We start from the raw sequence: 22,188 nt of genomic DNA, 5'->3' as shown, positions 1-22,188 counted from the left end.
AAGCATATTGTTTTGGTCATCGGCATTCCTTTTCTGCATTTTTACAAGGCAGAGCGTAATACTAAAGAGCAAGAACTATGACCGTGAAAAAATTTAATCCTATTCAATCCATCCACGAAGTGGCGACTGCCATGAATTCCACCCAAGATCCGGACGGGTTACTAGAACTCATTTTGGATCGATGCATCCAGATTTGCGGGGTAGAATCGGGTTCCCTAATGCTGATCGATGAAAAACACGGAGTTTTGGATGCAGTTACCTCCCGAGGGATGAACCAGCAGTTGCTTAGAGAGACAAAACTAAAGATCGGACAAGGGATTACCGGAATGGCAGCTTCCACGGGCAGAGCCAAACTCGTTAATGATGTTTCAAAAGATCCTGATTACATTCAGGTAAAAGAGGAAATTAAATCAGAGTTAGTTGCACCTATGATTGTCGAAGATGATATCATTGGAGTCATTTCCCTAGACTCAAATCGATTGAATGCATTTACCGCGGAGATGTTAGAAATTGTCAGTGTCCTTGCAAACCAAGCAGGCCAAATTTTTAAAAACTTACAAACTATACGTAGTTTAGAACAAAGAACTAAAATCCAAGCAACTCTTATAGAAATTTCCAAAGTGGTTAGCTCTACCTTAGATCAAAATGAAGTTTTCGATTCTATAATGGTAACAATGGAAAAATCTCTGCGTTTAGAGAAAGGAAGTATTGTATTATTTAATAAAGATGAAGGATTACTTAGGATCGTAGCAGCTTCAGGTCTTTCACCTGAAGAAATTGATAAAGGAACTTACCAACCTGGCGAAGGAATTACAGGAAAAGTATATGAATCAGGTGAGCCTATCATAATTGAATCAGTGGCGAGTCATCCAGATTTTTTAAACCGCGTAGGCTACCTATCTCATTTTAAACATGATCCACATAACGTAAGTTTGCTCTGTGCGCCAATTCTTAGTGAACAGACTATGTTGGGTGTAGTGAATGCTTTTATAGTTCAAAATAAACATACAGACTTAAAATCTTTTTTAGACTTTCTGCAAGTAGTTGCATCAATCATTTCACAATCGATTAAAATTCAAAATTTAGTTGAAGAGGCTAAAAAAGAAATATCTCGTGAAAATATCCAACTGAAAAGAGAATTAAAAAATAAATATAAGTTTGGTTCACTCATTGGAAAAGCTGCGAGTATGGAAAAAATGTTTGAGAAAATCCAACTGGTTGCAGATTCGAGAGCTTCTGTTTTAATTACAGGAGAATCTGGTACTGGTAAAGAGATGATCGCAAATGCAATTCATTATAATAGCTCACGTTCTGAAAATCCATTTATAAAAATCAACTGTGCTGCGATTCCTGAAAATTTACTGGAAAGTGAACTTTTTGGACATAAAAAAGGATCCTTTACCGGCGCTGTTACTGATAAAAAAGGGAAGTTTGAATTAGCAGATACGGGAACCATTTTTCTGGATGAAATTGGTGAAATGGATTTAAACTTACAGTCAAAATTACTTCGAGTTCTACAGGAAAGGGAAATCGAAGCCATTGGTTCTATAAAAGCAAAAAAAGTAGATGTTAGGATCATCGCGGCAACGAATGCTGAGTTAGAACAACTTGTCGCAGAAAAAAAATTCCGAGCAGATCTTTTTTACAGATTAAATGTAGTAAAAATCAACACACCACCGTTACGCGATCGAGTGGAAGACATTCCGCTTCTTATGAACCACTTTTTGGAAAAGTATACTAAAGATAATAACAAAGTTGTTAAGGGAATTTCTAGAGAAGCTTCTAAACTTTTGTTGAAGTATCGATGGCCAGGTAACGTTCGTGAGTTGGAAAATGTGATCGAACGTGCAGTGGTTCTTGCCCAAGACGAAATTTTAAATGAGGAAGATTTTTCTGACATATTGGCAAGTTTGGAAGATTTACCAGAACATACAACTGAAGTAACACAACTGAATCATGTAGAAACTACATCTGGTTCAGAACCATTAGATTTAGGATCAGGACGTCTTACTCCTGGACAGTTAGATGGTTTAGACGGTCGTGCGATGGAAATCGTTGTGAGCGAAGTAGAATCAAGACTTATTCAATATGCAATGAAAAAGTTTCGTTATACCAAAACGCGAGTTGCAAAATTTTTAGGGATCAATCGCAATACTTTGGATAAAAAAATCAAAGAATTGAATATTGAATACTAAATAACTTTAGTTTATCGGTTCTGGAAAATGGTTCAGATGATAAATTGGGCCAGTTTTGATTTCATCTTCTAAAGTTAGGTGCAGATATTCTTTTGCCGAACCAACTGCTTCTGGAAGGCTTTTCCCATGTGCAAGAAAAGATGTTATGGCCGCAGAATAAGTACAACCTGTCCCATGAGTATTTTTTCCCTTTAAAAAAGGTTTTGAAAATATGTATGATGATTTACCGTCAAATAAGACGTCGGTAGCTTCCGTTGCATTTGGTAAATGTCCCCCTTTTAATAGAATGGGTATTTCATACATCTGAAATAATTTTTCAGCCATTGGTACAAGTTGGTCATATTGGTTAATCTTTTCACCTAATAGTAATGATGCTTCGTCAAGATTAGGTGTGATTAATTTTGCAAGTGGTAAAAGATCTTTGGTTAATGATTGGATCGCATCATCTTTTAGGAGTTTTGCTCCACTGGTGGCAACCATCACTGGATCAACCACAAGTTGTATATCTGGGTTTTCATAAAAAAACTCGGCAACAGTTTGTATGATATTTGCTGAGTATAACATTCCTGTTTTAGCTGTTTTGACTGGAAAATACCCAGCAACTGCTTTTAATTGAGCAGAAACAAAGTCTGGCGAAATTTCAGAAATGCCACTGACTCCATCAGGATTTTGTGCGGTTAAACAGGTAAACACGGTGGTTCCAAAAGTGGCTAATGAAGAAAATGTTTTGAGATCTGCCTGAACACCAGCACCACCGCCAGAATCTGATCCTGCAATTGTTAAGGTAATGGGAAAATCTTTCTTCATGTTATGGAAACCATCCGTACTTGTCAAAATTGATGCGATCATCGTTTAAATCAAAGACAACACCTTCGGATTGTAGAATTTTTTTCTGCAAAGAAGCTCGGAACGTGTCCCCACGAAAGGAGATACGACCTTGGGAATTGATGACCCTCTGCCAGGGAATTTTCTGTTCCATTTCTTTTTTCAGTGCATTCAATGCATATCCCACCGCTCTTGCCGCTCTCGGACTTCCCAGAAGTAGGGCGATATGCCCGTAGGTAGTTACCTTTCCTTTGGGAATTTTTTTAACAACTGCATAGACAGAATCGTAAAAATTCGTACTTTTAGTTTTAGCCTTGTCCATTGAAATTGGATTTATATCTTAATGACTTAATTCTTTTGTAAATTCCTTTTTTAAAGTTATAAAAACCGCTATAAAATGAAAGTTTCCGAATACGCAAAACATTTGTTACTTGCAGAAAGTTTAGAAGATAAACTATTACCTCCAAGTCGTCACTGGGATGAAGAAACTGAATTGACTCCGTTACGTATTGAAGCTCCTGGTCGTTCGTCAAAATTTCAATTTTCTGACAAAAAAGTAAAAATTCCACGTTTAGAACATCTGAACTTAGAATCCAATCGGGGACTTAGCCTTCATCATTTTGCAAATCATGAGCTTATGGCAATTGAGTTATTTGCCTGGGCACTTTTGGCATTCCCTGAAGCACCAAGATCAGTTCGGAATGGATTTTTAAAAACCATTGAAGAGGAACAAACGCATTTAAAGTTATATTTGAATCGAATGAGAGACTTCGGTATCGATTTTGGTGATATTCCTTTAAATTATATATTCTGGAAACAATTAGGACAATTTAAAACTTTAGAATCTTTTTCAGCTGTTATGTCTATTTCGTTTGAAGGAGCAAATTTAGATTACGCACAAATATATGCTCAAGTTTTTTCCTATTTTGGTGACCAACTAACTTCAGATATAATGCTCACTATTTTTGAAGATGAAGTTAAACATGTAAAAAGAGGGCTTCGGGCCTTTGAAAGATCTATCCCAGAAAATGGAAATCACTGGGAACATTATTTATCACTCATCCATTTCCCATTTACTCCGAGGCGAGCAAAAGGTTATCTTTATCTCCCTGAAACAAGATCATTGGCAGGTATGAACAAAGAGTTTATTCAATCATTGGGGAACTACGAGGATGAATATACGGGACGAGTGAACTTGGAATCGGTTAAAAAATTTGGACTGGGAGAGAGGATACTTCGTAAAAACAGACTTGATTCTTAAGTCTCAAATCAATAGAATTCCCCAGGAAGGTAATTATGAAATTAAGAATATTGTTGAGTTTATTAATATTTTTATCAGCACTCGGAGTTGTACTGAATGCAGAAAAAAAAGCCAAATCTTCTACAGAAATGAATCTACATGATTTTATGGAAGATTATACAAAGCCTGCAACAAAGTTATATGACAAAAAAGAAAACGCAGACTATCTCAATAAAATTTTAGAAAAAGTTCCCGATATGGCACCAGATGAACAAAAGGTAGAGTGGAAAGAAATTATCGATGCTAAGTTAGCAGTCGGAAAACCTGATGAAACTTGTAAGTCTTGCCATACAAAATTTAAAAAAGAATACAAAGCTAAATATAGAAAGAAATTAATCCCTATCCCTGAAGACTTACTCGGATTTCCAAAGGAAATCAAAGAGTTATTAAAAAAGTAAATTGGTATTTCCGTTCTTGCTTTAGTGGGAACGGATTCGCATGATAAAAATCAATTATTTCAAAATTCCATTTTTTTTAATCGGCTTATCCTTTTGTTTTTCTATATTGAATGCCGAAGAAACGAAACCACAAACTGTGGAACCACCAGTTCCTGTATCAAATCCTCTTCCCGCTAGTTTGAAGTTTGGTGCTTTTGTTGATACTTATTATTCTCATAATACAAATCATCCTTTATCTAAAGAACGACAATATGCAACACAAGCAGTTCGGAACGATGAATTTAATATTAACCTCGGGTTTGTTGATGCTAAATGGCAAGAGGAAAAGGTAAGAGGTCGAATCGCTCTACAATTTGGTACATCAGTAAATACAAATTATGCCTCAGAATCAAATCGTGATGTTAGTTCCAATCAAAACTCTGTAAAACATATCCAAGAAGCCTATGTTGGATTTAAGTTAGCAAAGGATACTTGGGTTGATGGTGGAATTTATTTTGGACATATTGGACATGAATCTTGGATTTCTTCGGATAATTGGAATTATACGAGAGCACTTTCCTTAGATTATGTGCCTTATTATTCTTCCGGTGTCAGGCTTACTACAAAGTTTACTGATAAGTTCCAATTTCAGTTTCATGTGATGAATGGTTGGCAAAATATTACAGATCAGAATAAAGATAAATCTTTAGGATCCCAGTTTAAGTTTTTTTTAACACCTAATTTTACTATTACAGCTAACCAGTTTGTAGGAAACGAAGCTCCCGATAATGAACGGAAACAAACTAGGATGTATAATAATACAATTTTAGAATGGAAGGCCTTGGATTGGTTATCGTTTGCAGTATCAGGAGATATTGGGGCACAAAAAGCAAAAGAGTCCTTTCAATATGAACCTTGGTGGAAAGAAATCAATCCTACATTAGGAATTTATACTAATAGGGAATCGAATGTTTACAACCAATGGTATCACGGTACTTTTTGGACAAGTTTTCGTTATGAAGATTTATACCGTTTGAGTTTCCGAATAGAAAGGTATTATGATCCTAAACAAGTTTTGGCAACTACATATACACGAAATGGATTTATGACGAATGGTTACACCGTCACCTTTGATTTATTACATTGGAATCCTGGATTAATCCGTTTTGAGGTTACTCAGAAGGAATCAATGGATGCAGTTTTTGAAACTGATAAAAATAAACATACGCGTGTCGAGCGTCTTTTTATTCTTGCTGCTTCTGTTCGCTATTAGTGAAAAGAAAAACTCCAAACCACTTATGTGGTTTGGAGTATAAATAGGAGAAATTAGATTATTTTCTTATAGTTAAGAAAGCACTTTAGGTCCTTTTCTTTTTTTTAGCCGGCTTTCTCTTTTTCTTTGAGGTGTCGTCATCCTCTTCATCTTCTTCCAAAGGTTCTTCACTGAGTTCACTTACAAAGTCGAGAAAAGGGATATGTTTTTTGTGACTCATCTCTTCCAGTTCTTTTGCATTTGGTTTCCTTTCGCCTACAACCACTAAATATAAGGAAGGCAGGATGGTTAACACAAGGCACATGGCAGAGAATAATCCTCCCACAATCACGGTTGCCAGTGGTCTTTGGACATCGGATCCAACCCCTGTTCCTAATGTCGCTGGTATAAGTCCAAGTAATGCCAGTAACATGGTCATAAGCATTGGTCTTAACTGGATCACAGCAGCTTTTTTTACCGCGGCTTTGGTTGTTATATCCGGTTCTTCAATGAGGAGATGGTTAGTTCTTGATACAAACAATACTCCGGCCATTGTTGCAATTCCGAAAAGTGAGATAAATCCCACACCTCCAGATACGTTGAAGTAATAACCTCTCATCAAAAGGGCGTATATTCCACCTAATAAGGATAGTGGAATACATGCTAAGGCAACATAAACATATTTGAGGTTCCTATATAACATATAAAGAACACCGAAAATAATGAGAATTGTGATTGGTATCACTAGTGATAACTTTTTACCAACACGCGATAAGTTTTCGTATTGTCCTCCAAACCTGATTTCGTATCCATCTGGAAGTTTGATTTTTTTCTTTACTCGTTTTTGAAGTTCAGAAACAAAACCTCCCTGGTCACGACCACGAATATTAGTTCGAACCGTTACCACCCGACGTCCCTCTTGTCGAAAAATCATGGTTGGTCCATCAATCACTTCGATATCAGCCAATTGTGATAAAGGAATCCTTTCTCCTTTTGGCGAAATGATTGGCATATTTTCAATCGCTTGTTTAGAGGCGCGGTAGTCCTTGGAAAATCGAACTACGATCCCAAATCGAGCGGGTGTTTTCGGAGGAATATCAGAAGGCCCTTCATACAAAGTACTCACTCGTTGCATTCCAATCGCAGCTTCTATCATTTGTTGGATATCAATGACGTTAATCCCAAATCGTGCGGCCGCTTCACGATTGATATTAATGGTTAGCTGTGGACTTTCTGCTTCTTGCTCAATCCCATATTCACTCGCTCCTTTCATTTCCTTGATTTCTTTCAGAACTTCATTTCCAATTCCACGCATGATTTTTAAATCATTTCCTGAAACGAAAACAGCGAGATCGGCAATGGTTCCCATAATCGCTTCTGAAAGGTTGTCCATAATTGGTTGCGAGAAACTTACCCTTGCACCTGGAAGTGTGGCTTCCAAATCATTTCTCATCCTAAGAAGTAACTCTTGTTTGGTGATTTTTTCGTTCCATTTGCTGTAATCTTTTAAACCAATTAGAACTTCTAATCGGTTAGGTGGAAGAGGGTCTGTTCCATCATCGTTTCTTCCTAACTGAGATATGACCACACTTACTTGTTCATTCTTATAAACTGTTTGCCTGATTTTAGGCATAAACTTTCTTGCTTCCGGTAAGGAGATACCTACTGGAAAAAAGATACGAATGTTAAATCCACCTTCATCCATTTCGGGTAGAAATTCTGTTCCGAGAGAAAACATCCCGATAGCAAGGAATATTGTCACAACACTAAAGGTATACTTCACTGCTTTTTTGGATCTATTTACAATAAACTCAATGATACGTTTGTAACGAACTTCTATCCAATCGTAAACCGGGTTATGCCATTCAATGGGTCCTGGATTTTTTGATTCAAAATAGGTTTTGTAAATGATGGACATGAGTACAGGAATCACTGCCATCGAAAAAACTAACGCACCTAATATGGCAAAGGAGATCGTAAATGCCATTGGTTTAAACAAACGACCTTCAATTCTTTCAAAAGAAAAAATTGGAAGATAAGCTAAAATGATGATTAAAATTGAAAATAGGATTTCAGTTCCCACTTCCGAAGCAGCATCTCGTGTAAATGCTAAAATTCCATGTGATTTCTCTTCTGGAGTTGCATCTCTATATCTCCTCATGATGTTTTCCACCATGATCACAGCTCCATCTACAATAATTCCAAAGTCAATTGCACCTAATGATAGTAAACTGGCTGGAATGCCGGTCATATTCATTAAGAGAAATGCAAATAACATAGCAAATGGAATGGTGGCAACGACAACGAGAGAAGCCCTTACACTTCCAATAAAAAATATCAATACTAAACTAACAACGACTACACCTTCGACTAATGTTTTGCCAATTGTGCGAAGAGTATAGTTTACTAAGTCAGTTCTGTCGTAAGTATTTCTAAGCTGAACACCTTTTGGGAGATAATTTTCGTTAATTTCTTTTACTTTTTCGCGAATTCTTTCTCCCATTTCGTTAGGATCTCCCCAACGACGCATTGCCACCAAACCTTGAACAGACGAATCGACATCAATAAGACCTTCTTCATCATTCTGAACAGTATAACCTAAGACACCACTGGGAATAGGATGTGAAATTTCAACGGAACCTAAATCACGAATAAAGACAGGTACTCCATTTACAGTTTTGACAACAATGTTTTCGATGTGTTTTGGATCTCGGATGGCACCAAGGGAACGAATGGGAAAACCTTGTTCCCCTTGAAGGAGTAAGTTACCACCTGTGTTTAAGTTGTTCTCTTGAATTGCTTTGATAACATCGCCAATGGTTAATTTATATCGAATTAACTTATCGGGCGAAGTTACAACATGGTATTGTTTGGGAAGACCACCAAATGTAACTACATCGGCAATTCCTGGTATCTGTAACATTTTTGGCATTACAATCCAGTCTTGGATGGTTCGAAGTTCCATTGGTGTGTGATTTTCTGATGATTCTACAACATATCGATAGATTTCACCAACAGGTGAACTCATTGGTCCAAGGGCAGGGTGCACATCTTCTGGGATGTCTGCATCGGCCACACGTTCCATAAGTCGCATACGTGCAAAATAATCATCGGTCCCATCTTCAAAGACAAATTGAAATACAACTAATCCATTGATGGTTCTTGATCGCCTTACAGCAACTTTGGGAATTGCATTTAATACCCGTTCAATGGGAAGAGTGACACGTTCTTCAACTTCCACTGCGGCTTTTCCAGGAAATTTTGCTATGAGTCGAACTTGTGTATCTGCAATATCCGAATAAGCTTCTTTTCGTATATCAATCCACGCCCAAAGTCCAAACAAAACAGCAACTGCTGCTGCGATGAGTGTAGTAATGCGATTTTTTAATGCTGTTTCTATAAAATCTTTAATCATGATATTCCCTCGTATTGAAGAGGTAACCCATTTGTAGTAATAACTGTGGGTTTTTGTAGTCGCCTTGTCCAATTCCGCCACCTACTTGCAAAAAGAAGTTTCCAAGTAGGAAGTCGTAAGTCAGACCGATATATCTTTGTGAAAGGTGAACTCTTTGTCTTTCTCGGCTTTCATATTCTAAAAAAGTTCCTATGTTACTATCAATGGAATTTACGTAAGATCGGATCAGCAGGTCTTCTTGTGAAGGATCTCTTCTATTATACCCGGGTACATTAACACCTGTCGGGTAAGAAGACTGGCCACCGCGCCCAACTTCAGGAGCAAATGGGTTTACTTCAAAATATCCACCAACTATGGAGATACTATGTGCTATCACAGGTGTTTTCCAGAAAGTATAACCTAAATCTACTTGACCACCATACCAATGGGGTCCCCAGGCGCCACCTGACCCTCGTAATACGACATCTTTGAAGTAGTATCCTAAGTTGAAATTTAAACTTGCAGGTGATCCAATAGACGCACCGTAAACCCAATAATTGGTAGATTTTGGAAGTCTTTTTGCATCCAAACTATCGGCTTTTAGTTTTTCATCTTCGCCAAATGCAGACTGATCCGACTTTGTTGGTGTCCACTCAGGTTTAATTTCATTTCCTTCTTTGTCTTTAGGATAAGGAGTCGATTGCGAAAACAAAGAAGCGCCAAATAAAAAAATGGTAATGTATAAAAGGACAAGTTTTTTCATATTAAAATCCAAAACTTAATCCTTTCAAAAGAATTGATCCTTGAATGGCTACTTTTTCACCGGGAGAAAGACCTTCGATAATGTTAACTCTTTCTTTTGTTGAAATTCCTAATACCACCTCTCGTCTTTTGAATGTTAGTGGTTGTTCTTCAACAAAAACATAGTTTTTTCCTTCTACAGTAACAATTGCTGTGTAAGGTAATACTACACTATCCCCTCCGGTTTGTTCTGGAAATTTTACAACTCCAAACATACCTGGTTTTAATCTGTATTTATCATTCACAACAATGATCCTCATTTTTGCAGTTCTTGTAAGAGGATCTACGTTATCACCAATTGCTTCCGCTGTTCCGATAAACTCTTCATCGGGAAAGGAAGCAAACACAACCTTTACCTTTTTTCCTTTGCGTAATGTGGAAATCTGAGATTCAGGAACATCGGTAATGATCCATGCTTTTAAACTTCCTGCTGTTCCTAATTCACTTGGGTTTAAACCTTGTGCACGAAGTTTACCTTCAAATTCAGCAAGTTCTGCTGCATCGTTACCAGCATCTGTTTCGGATTCGACCAAATCTTTTTCTGTTGCAACACGATGAACAAACATATCTTTGATCCGGCTTAAGTTCTTATTGGATCTATGAAGTTTGTTTTTTGCATGTACATAACCTACATAAAGATCATTCAGTTCTGCTGATTCAAAAAGAATGATGCGAGCTCCATTACTCACGGAAGGAGAAGTCGATGCAATGAGCCTTGCAGGAGCTTCTAAACTAACAAATTCACCACCGCCACCGATGGCAGTTGATTTTACAATTTCGAGACCTGGGCTTCCTGGTTTAAAAACAATTCTGCGGCCATCATCAAAAACTTCCGCTTTCTCTGGATGTTTGTGAGCAGGTTTCGCTGGTTTGGAAAAAATCATAAAAAGGACAGCTATGACTACAAGAGCCACCCCTGAAATTAGGAGGATTTTAGCCTTTTGGTTCAAAGATTTTATAGTGATTAACATTTTATTCCTCAGATTTAGGATTGGTTTGGTTTTCAGTTTTTGGGATAAAGATTCCTTTACCCACAGCATAGTTTACATTTTCAATAGCTTCCATTCGATCGGTTTGAAGTTTTAACATCTCAACAATACTGGAACGATAGGTTTCAAAGAAATCGGCGAATTCTAAAATGGTTATGTATTTTTTTTCATAACTCATAATCATATCTAAAGATAAACTTCCGTAATCTTTGATATATGCGTTACTAAAACGTTTGTAAAGTGCGTCTTTGATCCTCGCAGATTGGTAAGCCACTGCAACTTCGTTTTCAACTTCAAGGATGTTGTTCTTTAACTCTTGTTTGCGGACAAGAATTGCTTTTTCGGCGGCTTGGATATTTCCTTGGTTTCTGTCAAAAAGTGGAACACTTAACTGTGCGGTAACTCCCCAATAGTTTTGGAAAGCAGTACCACCACGGTTGTAAACAGGACCAAATGATAAATCGGGAATGGCATTCGCATATTGAAGTTCCAAATTGGCCTCTTCAAATCGTAAAGTTTGTAATGCCTTTTTTAAATCGGGGCGATTCTCACGGGCAATTTCAACTAAATCTTCTAATCGAACTTGGTTGGGAACAATGGCATCTAAATTTGATTCATTGACGTTCGGATTAAATTCTACTCTAACATCACGATACAAATCATCGTTCAAAAGAACTTTTAAATCCGCTTCTTTTTCATAAACTTTAATCGCGAGATCTTCTCTTTCTTTTTTTAAGAAAAACAAAAGTGCTTTCAAACGTAAATGTTCTGCTTGGAGGAGGGCTCTTCTTTTATATGCGAGCTCTGAAGAATCTACCGTTTTTTCTATGGAAGCAATACTTTGGTCGTAAAAAACAACTGCTTTTTTGTAAAAGTATATTGTGTAAAATGTTCTTCTTAGTTTCGTAATGACTGCACGTGCTAAATCATAAAAATCTTGTTCGGATATCTTTGCATTGAGTTCTGCTACTTTTACCCGTTTGTCAATTTTACCACCGAGCAAAAACACTTGTTGTATTTGAATTACTGACTGTCCGGATCTTGTTGTATCAAAATATCTTTGTGTAGGTTCGGCAAAAATACTTTGGTCAATTGCAATGTTTGGATTTGCATAAAGTCCTGCTTGTAAAATCCCTGCTTTTTTTACATCGATTTGAAAGCGAGATGCAATGAGCAAAAGATTGTTTTTCCAAAGCAAAGTTTCTGCAGATTCTAAATCAATATCCCGAATTATTTTTTGGTCATCAGGATAGAGGCTAGATCCTAGGGAGGACCTAGGATTTTCATCTGAAAGTTGCCTTTTAAGCGCTTCACTTGCCTGTGCGATTCTAGCCTCCCCCCATAAGTAGGAGGTAGAAAACACAAGAAAGAGGTAGATACCGATTCTTTTAGAAAAACTCATAAATTACCAAACATTAAAAAATTAAGAAAATGAACACATGGGTATGGCTCTATTGTAACGAACGAGGGACATACCTTTCCTCAGCAAATGCCGAAGTGGATTAAACGAAAGAAGTAGGAGGAGGAATATTTAAGAGAAGTGAGGAAAGTAAACTGGGAACATAAGTTCCCTCTGAAATCAAATCAACATAACTAACCAAAAGCGATTCAGAAAATAAATCGGATTTGCTTTCGTTAAAAAAATCTAAAAAGTCCGCTCTGGAACGACTAAGCGTAGCTGAATCATCAATGGAAGAAATCTTTTGATTATCAATTGCGGTATCTTCAGGTGTTTCAAGAGAAGCGGAGTAAGACTTTTTAATCTGATGAAGATTGGCTTCCAGATATTCGGAAACTGTGTCTGACGTGCCGTCTAACGGGAAACCTACGGTCACCGTTAAAAGTAAAGCTATCAGTTTTGCCGACCAGTTTGCCGTCATATTATCCACACATTCTTTTTAATCTTGGTACTCAATTCTAAAATATTTCTAATGTTTCAGACAAATCCTAAACATTGAACAAATTGAACAGGATACAGGAAATTGGACGGAGGAGATTTCAAAAAAAAGACTGTCCAGAGTCAGGAATTCCCTGGAACAGTCACAAGAATCTTTGGCAAATGAGAAACAAATTTTAGGAAACGTTGAATATATAAAAACATCCTGTGTCCCTCACGGGACACAGGTTAAGCGGTAGAGAGGAGTTAAACGGGTGGAGGTAGATTCAGGTAACGAGAAGCTAATAGCCCTGAAATAAAAGAAGTATGGAGGTTTTTGTTATGTGTTAGCAGAGAGACAGTCAATGTAGACTGAGCTTTCCCACTCCATGTGAGTACATCTTCTAAATCTTTTGTACCTGAAGTTTCTTCTGAAGAGGATTTTTGAACCGCTATGGAAAGAGAGCCAGAAAGTTGGCTTTTTCCACTCACCCGGCTGGATTTGGCTCCACGAGTGCGAACGAGAACATTCTCTTCTGAAAGAAAAGCGCTGCCCAGGGAGACTGTGAGTAGGGAGATCCCAAATATTTTAATCACGTTCCTGAACATAGTTACAGTATAGACCGAGTCTGATTAAAATCTAGCTTTTTTTTGGAGTCTGCCTACAAAATAAGCAGATCGACCAGAATTTTCTGGAAGACCTGCCTTTGTTCGCAATTACAGCACTTTTCCCGGGTTTAAGATCCCTTTTGGGTCAAATGCCAATTTGATGGCCCGCATGGTCTCAATTTCCGACTCGGACCTAGAAAAATTCAAATAATCCTTTTTTAGTAACCCAATTCCGTGTTCGGCAGAAATGGAACCTTTGAATTTTTGGATAAGAGTGAACATTTCTGGATCCACTTGTTTGCATTGGGCAAAAAAATCAGCATCAGAAAGATCTTTTGGTTTAACAATGTTTAGGTGGAGATTCCCATCCCCTATATGTCCAAAAAGGGCAATATGAAAACCTTGGTATTTGTTTGTGAGTAGAGCCGTCATCTCATCCAGGAATGCTTCCATATTACGAAGAGGCAGCGAGATATCATTTTTATGAACCGTATAAGCTAGGGACAAAGATTCTGAAATTCCTTCCCTATATTTCCAAAAAGTTTCGTTCTGGCGTGAGTTCTGAGCAATTGAACCATCGGTAATTAATTCTTTTTCAGTAATGGATTCTAAAATGGAATATAGTTTTTCTTCGTCTGATTCGCCACTTACTTCGAACTCCATTAGCACATAATACTTGCTAGGTGCTTGAAAAGGATCAGGAACACCTAAATGTTCTTTCACTTTGTCCAAACAATAGTCAGTTAAAAACTCAAAAGCAAGAAGTGGTAAATCGAAGTTATGTGTTTCCCGAAAGATTTCTAAAATGTTTTTGTATTCTGGAACTGCAAGAAAAATCACTCGAATGTCTTTAGGTGGTTTGGTGAGTTTGACTACCGCCTCAGTGATGATTCCTAGTGTCCCTTCCGAACCAATAAACAAGTGTTTGAGGTCATATCCTGTATTGTTCTTTAAAATCTCTCCGTTAAATCGGTAAACTTCGCCTTTTCCAGTGACAACAGTAAGACCAAGAATCCAATCTCGAATCAAACCGTAGTGTACGACACGCACTCCTCCGGCATTGGTAGCAATATTTCCACCAATGTGACTGGATCCAGTGGCTGCAAAATCGACAGGAAAATAAAATCCACGTTCTTCCGCTTCTTTGTGTAGATTTTTTGTAATCATACCAGCTTGTACGTGTAAGGTGCCAAGGAAAGGATCGAAATCAACTACTTGGTTCATTTTGGATAAAGAGATGACAATTTCGCCATTTTTGGCAACAGCACCGCCAGCATAACCGGTTCGTCCACCAGATGGAACGACGGCAATATTGTTATTGTATGCATAAGTCACTATGGCTGCTACATCTTCAGTAGTTTCAGGAAAAACGAGAACTTGGTAGTTGGGTGGATAAACTTTGGTTCTATCTGTTCCGTAGGAATTGAATAAAGCTTCGTCCATTGTTCCATCATTTTTTTGAATTACTTTTTTATCGCCAATGAGTTGGCTCAAATCAGTTTTTGTTTTCGTAAAATCCATTTTTTATCCTTTAGATATCAACCATATCAATTTGAGAGTTAACCGCTGGATCATCATCGCCAGGTGTCAAACGTGTGTATGTACCATCGGATTCTAAAACTCTAGCTTGTGTGTTATCGCGCAGTAGAAGTTCTAGAATTTTTGCGATTCTTTTTTTGTGTTTATCTTGTAAGATTGGAAACATAACTTCGATTCGGCGAAGGAAGTTTCTTGGCATACAATCGGCAGATGCCAAATAAACATCCGGTTTTCCACCATTTTCGAAACTATAAATTCGCGAATGTTCTAAGTACCTTCCCACAATGGAACGTACGTTGATTCGGTCAGAAACACCTGGAATTCCGGGCCTTAAACAGCAGATCCCACGAATGATTAAATCTATTTTAACTCCAGCTTGTGAGGCTTCGTAGAGTTTTAAAATTACATCGGGATCCACAAGAGAGTTCATTTTAAAAATCACACGAGCTTGTTTCCCGTTCTTTGCATTGTCTGTTTCTCTTTGGATGAGGTGAAGGAATTCCTCTTTGAGAAAAGTAGGAGCTGCATAGATTTTGGAAAGTCTAGGCATTTTGCCTGAACTGGTAATGGTATTAAAAAGTATCGCAACATCCTCTGTAATTTCTGGATTTGCTGTGAATAAACTTAAATCTGTATAAAATCTCGCAGTAGTCGAGTTATAGTTTCCAGTTCCTAAGTGGACATACCGATTGAGTTTGTCTTCTTCCCTGCGTACAATCAGTAACATCTTACAGTGGATTTTAAGTCCAACCACACCATAAACCACATGAACACCGCTATCTTCTAATTTTTTGGCCCAACGAATGTTTCTTTCTTCATCAAACCTGGCTTTAAGTTCCACAAGAACGGTTACCTGTTTTCCGTTTTCAGCTGCTTCTCCTAAAAATTGAATGATGGGGGAATCTCCAGAAGTTCTATACAAGGTCATTTTGATTGCAAGAACCTTCGGGTCTTGGCTTGCAATTTTTAACATGTCTTCGATTGATTTAAAACTTTCGTAAGGGTGGTGGAGCAAGTGATCGTTTTTACGAATTTCAGAAAAGATGGATTCGCTTTTTTTTGCTGCAAATCCAGATTTGGGGACTGGGTATGAATATTTTAAGTGACTTGTTTTTTCTAAACTTTGAAAAAACATCATGTCATTTAAGCTAAGTAAGGTGGGGATTTCCATAACCTGGTATTCTTCCAATTCTAAAAGCCCACGTAACAATTCTTTGATATGGCCTGCTCCTGAATGAACATCCAAACGAACGGCATCTCCCCACATCCTGTTTTTTAGTTCGTTTTTCATTGTTGTCAGAAGATCACCAATGTTTTGTTCTTCGTTGATGGAAATATCAGCATCCCGAACAATTTTAAAGGTATGAATTTGTTTTACATTCATGCCGTAGAAAAGGTCACCTAAATGAAGTTTTATGATCTCTTCTAGTGGGAAATACCTTCTTACATCAGATTCTTTATTTGGAGGTAATTGTAAAAAACGTGGAAGTACACTTGGTACTTGAACAATGGCAAAAAGTTCTTTTGCTTTGTTTTTATCATCATCGGAATACAAAGTGATCCCTAAATTCAATGTCCTATTGAGGATATGAGGAAAAGGATGGGAAGGATCGATGGCGAGAGGAGTGAGAATAGATGATACTTCTCTTTTGTAATAGTTTTTTACAAATTGAATGTCATCACCTGCAAGATCACTTGGGTCCTGCACAACTACGATTTTGTTTGTTTTTAGTTCAATCAGGATTTCATCTAAGGACTCGTATTGTTTTTTGACAAATTGTCCTACTTTGGAATAAAGTTCAGCGACGGTTTCAGAAGTTCTTTTACCGTTTAGGCTTCGTTCTTCGATTCCTGCATTTTTTAAGTTGAGAAGGCCCGCCACACGAACCATAAAAAACTCATCCAAATTGGATTCTGTAATACATAGAAATTTAAGGCGTTCGAGAAGAGGGTTTTCTTTGTCAAAAGACTCTTCTAGGACTCGGTGGTTGAAGTCGACCCAAGAAAGTTCACGGTCGAAGAAGATATTTTGGTTCCCCAGTTCTATTTTTTCTGTAGGGCTAGCAGTCATAATTCTAGGATTTGGGAAGGAAAAAATTCTGTAAATTCCTAATCCTTTTGTAGAATTCGACGACATTAGATTCAGAGGAATTGGGGACGATATGCCAGCATACACCATGCCAGGTCTGATGACTGGGCAAAATACAAACGATATCGTTAAAAAACTGGTCGAACTCGAACGTAGACCCATCAAACGATGGGAAACCGAAAACGAGTATGCCAAGGCTCAGATGCAAATCTGGGGGGAAGTGAAAAATCTTTCGGCAAACCTACAAACCAAAACCCGAGCTCTTGTCTCCTTTACGGCCCCCTTTGCAACCAAATCGGTTTCTTCATCGGAAGAAGGTGTCATCACTGGTGAGGCTTCTCGGGCCGCAAAATCTGGCGATAGAGCCTTAGAAATCATCGAAATGGCAAGCAAACATCAGTTATCTGGTGTTGCTATTGATACCGACATTCGTTTGCCCGAAGGTAGTTTTACTATTTATTCTGGAAAATCCAAAGAAACGGTTACCTTTCCTGGTGGGTCACTCAGTGAACTTACAAATGTGATTAAAAATATGGCCGGAGGACTTGTTGAGACTTCTGTCATTAAAATTGATAAAGATTCCTCGATTCTTACTGCCACTTCGGTAAAAACCGGAAAAAAAAATGAACTCCAGTTTTCTGATCCCAATGGAATTTTAAAATTAGCAGGTCTTGTTGGTGAAAACAAAGCGAGTTTAGAAAACACAAACCAAATATTATCTTTAGATTTAATCAAATCCAAAGTCTGGGACCAAACCAAATTTAAAAAATCAGAATTAGAAACAGAAAAATTGGTCCAAACTGAAGAAGGAATCAGTATCAAACCAGACACTGCCTTTTCGATACCTGTTGCAGTAACAGAAGTCAAAGAAAGAGCTTTTATAGAAGTAGAAGTTGTAGGAGAAGCTCCAGCTGTTTTGGAGATGGGAATTGGATTTGAAAAGGAGGGAAGTGTTCGTAACAAATTCCTTCCTATCACCAAAACAGAATCCAAATATATTTTTCTTGCTGGTGATTATGCTTCGGATAAAAATTTAACTAATATTATATTATCAAATGCAGCAACTACTCCTGTTCTAGTTAAATCAGTGACTCTTGTAACTCCCCCGGCTCCAGGTACAGCTGAGCCTGTAAAAGTATTACAAGAAGGAAAAGATCTTAAAATTAAAATTGATGGTGTGGAAATCACTCGTGAAACCAACGATTCCATCGCTGATGTTTTGGAAGGGATTTCTTTTAATGTTCACAAAGTTACAGAAAAACCGGTGACTCTAAAAATTCACGTGGACCATGCCAAAGGTTCTGCCCTCATCAAAGAATGGGTGGATGCTTACAACGAACTCATGAAGTTTTCGAAGGAAGTTACTTCTGTTGAAAAAAATGGAAAAATTTCTGATAAAAAAGAAAGTGATGATTCCAAATCAGCGGATATCTCAAAAGATTTTTGGGATAACAAATCCAAATCAGGGATTCTTGCTGGCGAAAACGCAATTTTAAGACTGATTGCCTCTTTGAAAACAACGGCTAACTCGTATTATCCTGCAACAAAAGAAAATGGATTTAGAGTTTTAACAGACATAGGAATTTCTACTGGTGCCGTTGGATCCAACTGGGAAAAAATCCAAGATGGTCTTTTGCAAATTGACCAGGAAAAACTCATTGCTGTCCTTTCTGAAAATCCGGATGGAGTTCGTGATTTATTTGCCTCTGATCCAAATAACGATGCAAAGATGGAAGAGGGAGTGGGAATTCGATTGCTCGAAATTCTAAAACCTTATAACCAATACGCTTCAGGAATTGTCACAAGCAAAGTGAAACTTCTGGAAGAAAGTGTTGCCGGAAATAATAAAAAAATCAAAGAACATGAGTCACATCTCATAAGTTTTGAGGCCAAACTGAAACAAAGATTCCTCTACATGGAACAAGGTGTGGGGAAAAACAAATCAGTTGGGAACTATTTACAGAATAATATGTTTAGAGGGAACGGTGGGGAATGATGAATATTTATATCAACGAACAACAATTAGATACTAAACTAGATGGCGAAACAAACCTTGGCCAAGTGTTGGATGAAATTCAAAAGTGGATTGAATCCAATGGAAAGTATCTACGCCATTTTACCGTCAATGGGAAAGAACTGAATCGTTCCGATCTAAATGCTGTGGGTGTGGATGAAACAGAACGCCTAGATTTGTTTGTAGGTGAAGAATTGGATGTGATTGAAGACAGTCTTTGGGAAGTAGATAACTACGTTGATAAAGTAGGTAGTACTCTTGTGGGCCGTGATTCTTTGACGGAAAAAGAAACAGAGGATTTAAAGGAAGGAATTCCTTGGATCATTTCTATGATTCGTACGACCACAAAACTTTTGAACTTAAATTTAAACCAGATCCAACCAATGGGGAAAGGTAAAAACGTAGAAGAAATTTTAGAGTCTTTACTAAACGGATCAGAAGTTTTAGATTCCACAAAAACTATCGAAACTTTTTTAGAAGACCTTAGGGACGTAAAACTTTTCCTTATGGATCTAAGCACTCGTCTTGCTGTGATGCGTATGGACGAAAGTGAGCTAGTGGAAATTATTTCTCGTTTTGTCGAAGACAAAGAAAAGGTCATCAAAGACTTTATGTTGGTAAATGAAAACTTCCAATCTGGAAAAGATCATTTGGCTTCTGAGATTTTGAATGATGCTGTCGGTCGGTTAACGGGACTTATGTCAGCACTTGTTTCAGTACAAACTCGTCATTCGGAATTAGATTGGCAATCTCTTGCAATTGAGGATAAAAAACTTTCGGAAGTAATCACAAATTTAAATGAAACACTTTCCAACATTGCATCAGCCATGGAGAAAAATGATATAGTTTATGCAGGTGATATTTTGGAATACGAACTACCTGAATTGCTCAGTGAATTCATTCCTTTTTTGTCTCTTGTATTAGAAAGAATTTCCATTTAAAGGTTTGGTTCTTTTGGGAATCGGGCAAAAATCCGGTTCCCAATTCCAAATAAAACTCCTACAAAAAATACCACTCCTCCCCAAACCAAATTTAAGTTCCAACCTAGAGATTTTTCATACATAGGATCGGACCAAGTCCAAACTCCATAGAGAGATAAAATGAGTCCTAAGATCAGAAACAGAACCGCCAAAATGGAAGATAAAGAAATCATGGAGAAATTCTAGTGGAAGTTGGAAAGAGATACAAGTAAATATTAAAAACCAAACCGTTGACAGAATGTTTGTCTGTAGTTTTCTTTTCGGATATGGCTTTGTTTTTGGACTTGGACAATACACTTTTGCCTTCGAAACCGGCATACGATTTTGCCATTGGGGAATGTGCAAAAGATTGGATGGAGCGAGGGTTAGGTGATGGTTTTTTTTCTTTATATGAGTCGGCTAGAAAAAAAGTAAAAAATCGACTTGTTGGTCATAGTTCCAATCGTTTGCGTCTGTTATGCTTTAAATTGATGATGGATGAAGTTAAAAACCAAACCAACTTCAAACAAGAATCAGATTTAAAGCATCAATCGGTCCAAAGCGGATTCCAAACAAAAGATATATCAGATGTTTTATGGATGGAGGAAAGATACCATTTACATTTTTTGTCTTATTTAAAATCGGAATCTAAAAAGGAAATCTATCAAACTAGATTATTTCCTAAACTCGTGGAAATATCCAATCAGTTTCCAGTTTTTTTAACTACCAATGAAACTTTAAGAACTCAACTATTAAAAGTATCTTCTTTTTTACCGGAGTTTTTCCGGTTTACACTCATCACTTCGGAAGAAGTGGGTTTTGAAAAACCATCTACAGAATTTTTTTCCTATGTTTTGGAATCTTCTAAACAAAATCCAGAGGATTGTATTATGCTAGGTGATAACTGGGAGGATGATGTTCAAGGTGCCAACCGCCACGGGATCGCAAGCATTCATATTCCAAAAATGTGGGGAGAGGATGCTGATCTTATAAAATACCCATCAACATCAAAGATCCCCATTTGGACTGCATCAAATACGGTGACTGCTTTAGACTTTGCTCGGTTATGGCTTTTTCAGAGTCAAAAATAAAGTATTGTTCCAGTTGATGGTTTTAAAACTGAAAGCAAAGATTAGTTTCGTAAAATAATAATAAGCTAACTTTAAATAAACGGCAAGTTTACTTTTGCTTCCTGATACAGAAAGGATAGGCATGAGCACTTTGTATTTTGGTTCGATAAATCCGCATTGTTTTCCAAGTTCTGCTAAGGTGTGCATTTTGTAATTGTTTACGTGGTCTTTGGCTTCTAAGTAGTGAACACCTTCCTGCATCCCTTTTAGTTTTACCTTTAGATTTGCTTTGGCTAGTTGGATCGGAAAATTCGGCGTTTGTAAAAAAAGAATCCCACCTGGTTTCAGAAGTCCGTGTAGGTAAGTCAGTAAAGAATGAGGTTTAGGAATGTGTTCGATCACGTCCCACAAAGTAATGATATCAAAACTTTCATTCGGTAGTTTGGAATCCTGGACAAGACCTGCATAAACCGTTTTCATTCCATTTTGTTCGTTGGCAAATTTCACAGCTTGTTTGGAAATCTCATACCCAACAGCAGACCAACCTGGTTTTTTGGTGAGCACTGCCTTCACAAAAAATCCAAGCCCGCAACCTACATCGAGTAGGTTACCGTTCTCTTGTTTTAAGTAAGTAGAAATAAAATCGGAATAAACAGCTCGGTGTGCATCATCCCACCATTTTAAATCATAGGTTTGTTCTGCTCCGTCCCAATAACCTTCGTAATGTTCTTCTTGTTCATAAGAAGAATACACATGACCACAATTTTTACATTCTAAAATTGGGGTTCCATTTTCATTAAATACGGTTTTGGACTCGGAAGATTGGCAAAGGATACAAGATTTCATGGTCTATAGAGTCAGTCTAACTACTGAGAACAAGGGTCAAACTAAAAAACCTT

Annotated in this window: 19 protein-coding genes; 7 read left to right on the top strand and 12 right to left on the bottom strand. The window is 37.5% G+C overall.

Features of this window, described 5'->3' with window-relative positions:
- Positions 1-77: 77 nt before the first annotated feature.
- Complete coding sequence (locus EHQ31_RS15525) at positions 78-2,195, top strand: sigma-54-dependent Fis family transcriptional regulator (protein ID WP_409996902.1); 2,118 nt, start codon at positions 78-80, stop codon at positions 2,193-2,195.
- A gap of 6 nt (positions 2,196-2,201) precedes the next feature.
- On the opposite strand, the gene thiD is transcribed toward EHQ31_RS15525, so the two are convergent.
- Together thiD and EHQ31_RS15515 are read right to left on the bottom strand one after the other, a co-directional pair.
- Positions 2,202-3,002: a bifunctional hydroxymethylpyrimidine kinase/phosphomethylpyrimidine kinase gene (thiD, locus tag EHQ31_RS15520; protein WP_135571753.1), complete on the bottom strand. Its 801-nt coding sequence runs from the start codon at positions 3,000-3,002 to the stop codon at positions 2,202-2,204.
- A gap of 1 nt (position 3,003) precedes the next feature.
- Positions 3,004-3,342 carry an MGMT family protein gene (locus tag EHQ31_RS15515; RefSeq protein WP_135571751.1) on the bottom strand — a complete coding sequence of 113 codons (339 nt, stop codon included), beginning with the start codon at positions 3,340-3,342 and terminating at the stop codon, positions 3,004-3,006.
- 75 nt (positions 3,343-3,417) lie between these two features.
- Here EHQ31_RS15515 and EHQ31_RS15510 point away from each other — a divergent pair, with 75 nt between their 5' ends.
- The 3 genes from EHQ31_RS15510 to EHQ31_RS15500 are packed head-to-tail and all read left to right on the top strand — an operon-like array spanning position 3,418 to position 5,970.
- A complete protein-coding gene (locus EHQ31_RS15510) occupies positions 3,418-4,281 on the top strand; it encodes a DUF455 family protein (protein WP_135571749.1) in 864 nt (287 codons plus the stop codon).
- Positions 4,282-4,316: 35 nt separating this feature from the next.
- Positions 4,317-4,718 carry a hypothetical protein gene (locus EHQ31_RS15505; protein ID WP_135571747.1) on the top strand — a complete coding sequence of 134 codons (402 nt, stop codon included), beginning with the start codon at positions 4,317-4,319 and terminating at the stop codon, positions 4,716-4,718.
- Between the two features lie 40 nt (positions 4,719-4,758).
- A complete protein-coding gene (locus EHQ31_RS15500) occupies positions 4,759-5,970 on the top strand; it encodes a porin (protein WP_135571745.1) in 1,212 nt (403 codons plus the stop codon).
- An 85-nt stretch (positions 5,971-6,055) separates the two neighbouring features.
- Here the strand turns inward: EHQ31_RS15500 and EHQ31_RS15495 are convergent, their stop codons facing one another.
- From EHQ31_RS15495 to ppk1, 8 genes are all read right to left on the bottom strand, one after another.
- Positions 6,056-9,364: an efflux RND transporter permease subunit gene (locus EHQ31_RS15495; RefSeq protein ID WP_135571743.1), complete on the bottom strand. Its 3,309-nt coding sequence runs from the start codon at positions 9,362-9,364 to the stop codon at positions 6,056-6,058.
- On the bottom strand, positions 9,357-10,106 hold the full coding sequence (locus EHQ31_RS15490) for a hypothetical protein (RefSeq protein WP_135571741.1): 750 nt from the start codon (positions 10,104-10,106) through the stop codon (positions 9,357-9,359). Before EHQ31_RS15490 ends, EHQ31_RS15495 begins: the two co-directional genes overlap by 8 nt.
- 1 nt (position 10,107) lies before the next feature.
- Complete coding sequence (locus EHQ31_RS15485; protein WP_135571739.1) at positions 10,108-11,115, bottom strand: efflux RND transporter periplasmic adaptor subunit; 1,008 nt, start codon at positions 11,113-11,115, stop codon at positions 10,108-10,110.
- Between the two features lies 1 nt (position 11,116).
- Complete coding sequence (locus EHQ31_RS15480) at positions 11,117-12,535, bottom strand: TolC family protein (protein ID WP_135571737.1); 1,419 nt, start codon at positions 12,533-12,535, stop codon at positions 11,117-11,119.
- Between the two features lie 100 nt (positions 12,536-12,635).
- A complete protein-coding gene (locus EHQ31_RS15475; protein ID WP_135571735.1) occupies positions 12,636-13,013 on the bottom strand; it encodes a hypothetical protein in 378 nt (125 codons plus the stop codon).
- Between the two features lie 263 nt (positions 13,014-13,276).
- Positions 13,277-13,606: a hypothetical protein gene (locus EHQ31_RS15470; RefSeq protein WP_135571733.1), complete on the bottom strand. Its 330-nt coding sequence runs from the start codon at positions 13,604-13,606 to the stop codon at positions 13,277-13,279.
- A gap of 120 nt (positions 13,607-13,726) precedes the next feature.
- Complete coding sequence (locus EHQ31_RS15465) at positions 13,727-15,139, bottom strand: FAD-binding oxidoreductase (RefSeq protein WP_135571731.1); 1,413 nt, start codon at positions 15,137-15,139, stop codon at positions 13,727-13,729.
- 10 nt (positions 15,140-15,149) lie between these two features.
- Entirely contained in the window at positions 15,150-17,294 is a 2,145-nt protein-coding gene (gene ppk1 / locus EHQ31_RS15460) for a polyphosphate kinase 1 (protein ID WP_135571729.1), read from the bottom strand.
- 25 nt (positions 17,295-17,319) lie between these two features.
- Between ppk1 and fliD the strand changes: the two genes are divergently transcribed.
- Both fliD and EHQ31_RS15450 read left to right on the top strand, forming a co-directional pair.
- Positions 17,320-19,242: a flagellar filament capping protein FliD gene (gene fliD, locus EHQ31_RS15455; protein ID WP_135571727.1), complete on the top strand. Its 1,923-nt coding sequence runs from the start codon at positions 17,320-17,322 to the stop codon at positions 19,240-19,242.
- Entirely contained in the window at positions 19,239-20,201 is a 963-nt protein-coding gene (locus EHQ31_RS15450; RefSeq protein WP_135571725.1) for a hypothetical protein, read from the top strand. Before fliD ends, EHQ31_RS15450 begins: the two co-directional genes overlap by 4 nt.
- On the opposite strand, the gene EHQ31_RS15445 is transcribed toward EHQ31_RS15450, so the two are convergent.
- Positions 20,198-20,413 (bottom strand): hypothetical protein, encoded by a 216-nt coding sequence (locus tag EHQ31_RS15445; RefSeq protein ID WP_135571723.1) that lies wholly within the window; start codon positions 20,411-20,413, stop codon positions 20,198-20,200. The genes EHQ31_RS15450 and EHQ31_RS15445 overlap by 4 nt on opposite strands.
- Positions 20,414-20,506: 93 nt before the next feature.
- Between EHQ31_RS15445 and EHQ31_RS15440 the strand changes: the two genes are divergently transcribed.
- Positions 20,507-21,310 (top strand): HAD family hydrolase, encoded by an 804-nt coding sequence (locus EHQ31_RS15440; RefSeq protein ID WP_135573982.1) that lies wholly within the window; start codon positions 20,507-20,509, stop codon positions 21,308-21,310.
- Here EHQ31_RS15440 and EHQ31_RS15435 read toward each other — a convergent pair.
- A complete protein-coding gene (locus EHQ31_RS15435; RefSeq protein WP_135571721.1) occupies positions 21,284-22,135 on the bottom strand; it encodes a class I SAM-dependent methyltransferase in 852 nt (283 codons plus the stop codon). The two genes, EHQ31_RS15440 and EHQ31_RS15435, sit on opposite strands and share 27 nt — an antisense overlap.
- Positions 22,136-22,188: the final 53 nt, after the last annotated feature.

The organism is Leptospira montravelensis, from assembly GCF_004770045.1.
GTDB lineage: Bacteria > Spirochaetota > Leptospiria > Leptospirales > Leptospiraceae > Leptospira_A > Leptospira_A montravelensis.
The sequence above is the reverse complement of the archived record's forward strand: the minus strand, read 5'-3'. Positions and strand labels throughout refer to the sequence as shown.

What these genes read in the sequence shown, in the direction of transcription:
- EHQ31_RS15490 (WP_135571741.1), bottom strand. Translation starts at nt 10,106, where the DNA reads ATGAAAAAACTTGTCCTTTTATACATTACCATTTTTTTATTTGGCGCT.
- EHQ31_RS15440 (WP_135573982.1), top strand. Translation starts at nt 20,507, where the DNA reads ATGGCTTTGTTTTTGGACTTGGACAATACACTTTTGCCTTCGAAACCG.
- EHQ31_RS15495 (WP_135571743.1), bottom strand. Translation starts at nt 9,364, where the DNA reads ATGATTAAAGATTTTATAGAAACAGCATTAAAAAATCGCATTACTACA.
- thiD (WP_135571753.1), bottom strand. Translation starts at nt 3,002, where the DNA reads ATGAAGAAAGATTTTCCCATTACCTTAACAATTGCAGGATCAGATTCT.
- EHQ31_RS15510 (WP_135571749.1), top strand. Translation starts at nt 3,418, where the DNA reads ATGAAAGTTTCCGAATACGCAAAACATTTGTTACTTGCAGAAAGTTTA.
- EHQ31_RS15475 (WP_135571735.1), bottom strand. Translation starts at nt 13,013, where the DNA reads ATGACGGCAAACTGGTCGGCAAAACTGATAGCTTTACTTTTAACGGTG.
- EHQ31_RS15435 (WP_135571721.1), bottom strand. Translation starts at nt 22,135, where the DNA reads ATGAAATCTTGTATCCTTTGCCAATCTTCCGAGTCCAAAACCGTATTT.
- EHQ31_RS15465 (WP_135571731.1), bottom strand. Translation starts at nt 15,139, where the DNA reads ATGGATTTTACGAAAACAAAAACTGATTTGAGCCAACTCATTGGCGAT.
- fliD (WP_135571727.1), top strand. Translation starts at nt 17,320, where the DNA reads ATGCCAGCATACACCATGCCAGGTCTGATGACTGGGCAAAATACAAAC.
- EHQ31_RS15485 (WP_135571739.1), bottom strand. Translation starts at nt 11,115, where the DNA reads ATGTTAATCACTATAAAATCTTTGAACCAAAAGGCTAAAATCCTCCTA.
- EHQ31_RS15515 (WP_135571751.1), bottom strand. Translation starts at nt 3,342, where the DNA reads ATGGACAAGGCTAAAACTAAAAGTACGAATTTTTACGATTCTGTCTAT.
- EHQ31_RS15445 (WP_135571723.1), bottom strand. Translation starts at nt 20,413, where the DNA reads ATGATTTCTTTATCTTCCATTTTGGCGGTTCTGTTTCTGATCTTAGGA.
- EHQ31_RS15480 (WP_135571737.1), bottom strand. Translation starts at nt 12,535, where the DNA reads ATGAGTTTTTCTAAAAGAATCGGTATCTACCTCTTTCTTGTGTTTTCT.
- EHQ31_RS15525 (WP_409996902.1), top strand. Translation starts at nt 78, where the DNA reads ATGACCGTGAAAAAATTTAATCCTATTCAATCCATCCACGAAGTGGCG.
- ppk1 (WP_135571729.1), bottom strand. Translation starts at nt 17,294, where the DNA reads ATGTCGTCGAATTCTACAAAAGGATTAGGAATTTACAGAATTTTTTCC.
- EHQ31_RS15450 (WP_135571725.1), top strand. Translation starts at nt 19,239, where the DNA reads ATGATGAATATTTATATCAACGAACAACAATTAGATACTAAACTAGAT.
- EHQ31_RS15500 (WP_135571745.1), top strand. Translation starts at nt 4,759, where the DNA reads ATGATAAAAATCAATTATTTCAAAATTCCATTTTTTTTAATCGGCTTA.
- EHQ31_RS15505 (WP_135571747.1), top strand. Translation starts at nt 4,317, where the DNA reads ATGAAATTAAGAATATTGTTGAGTTTATTAATATTTTTATCAGCACTC.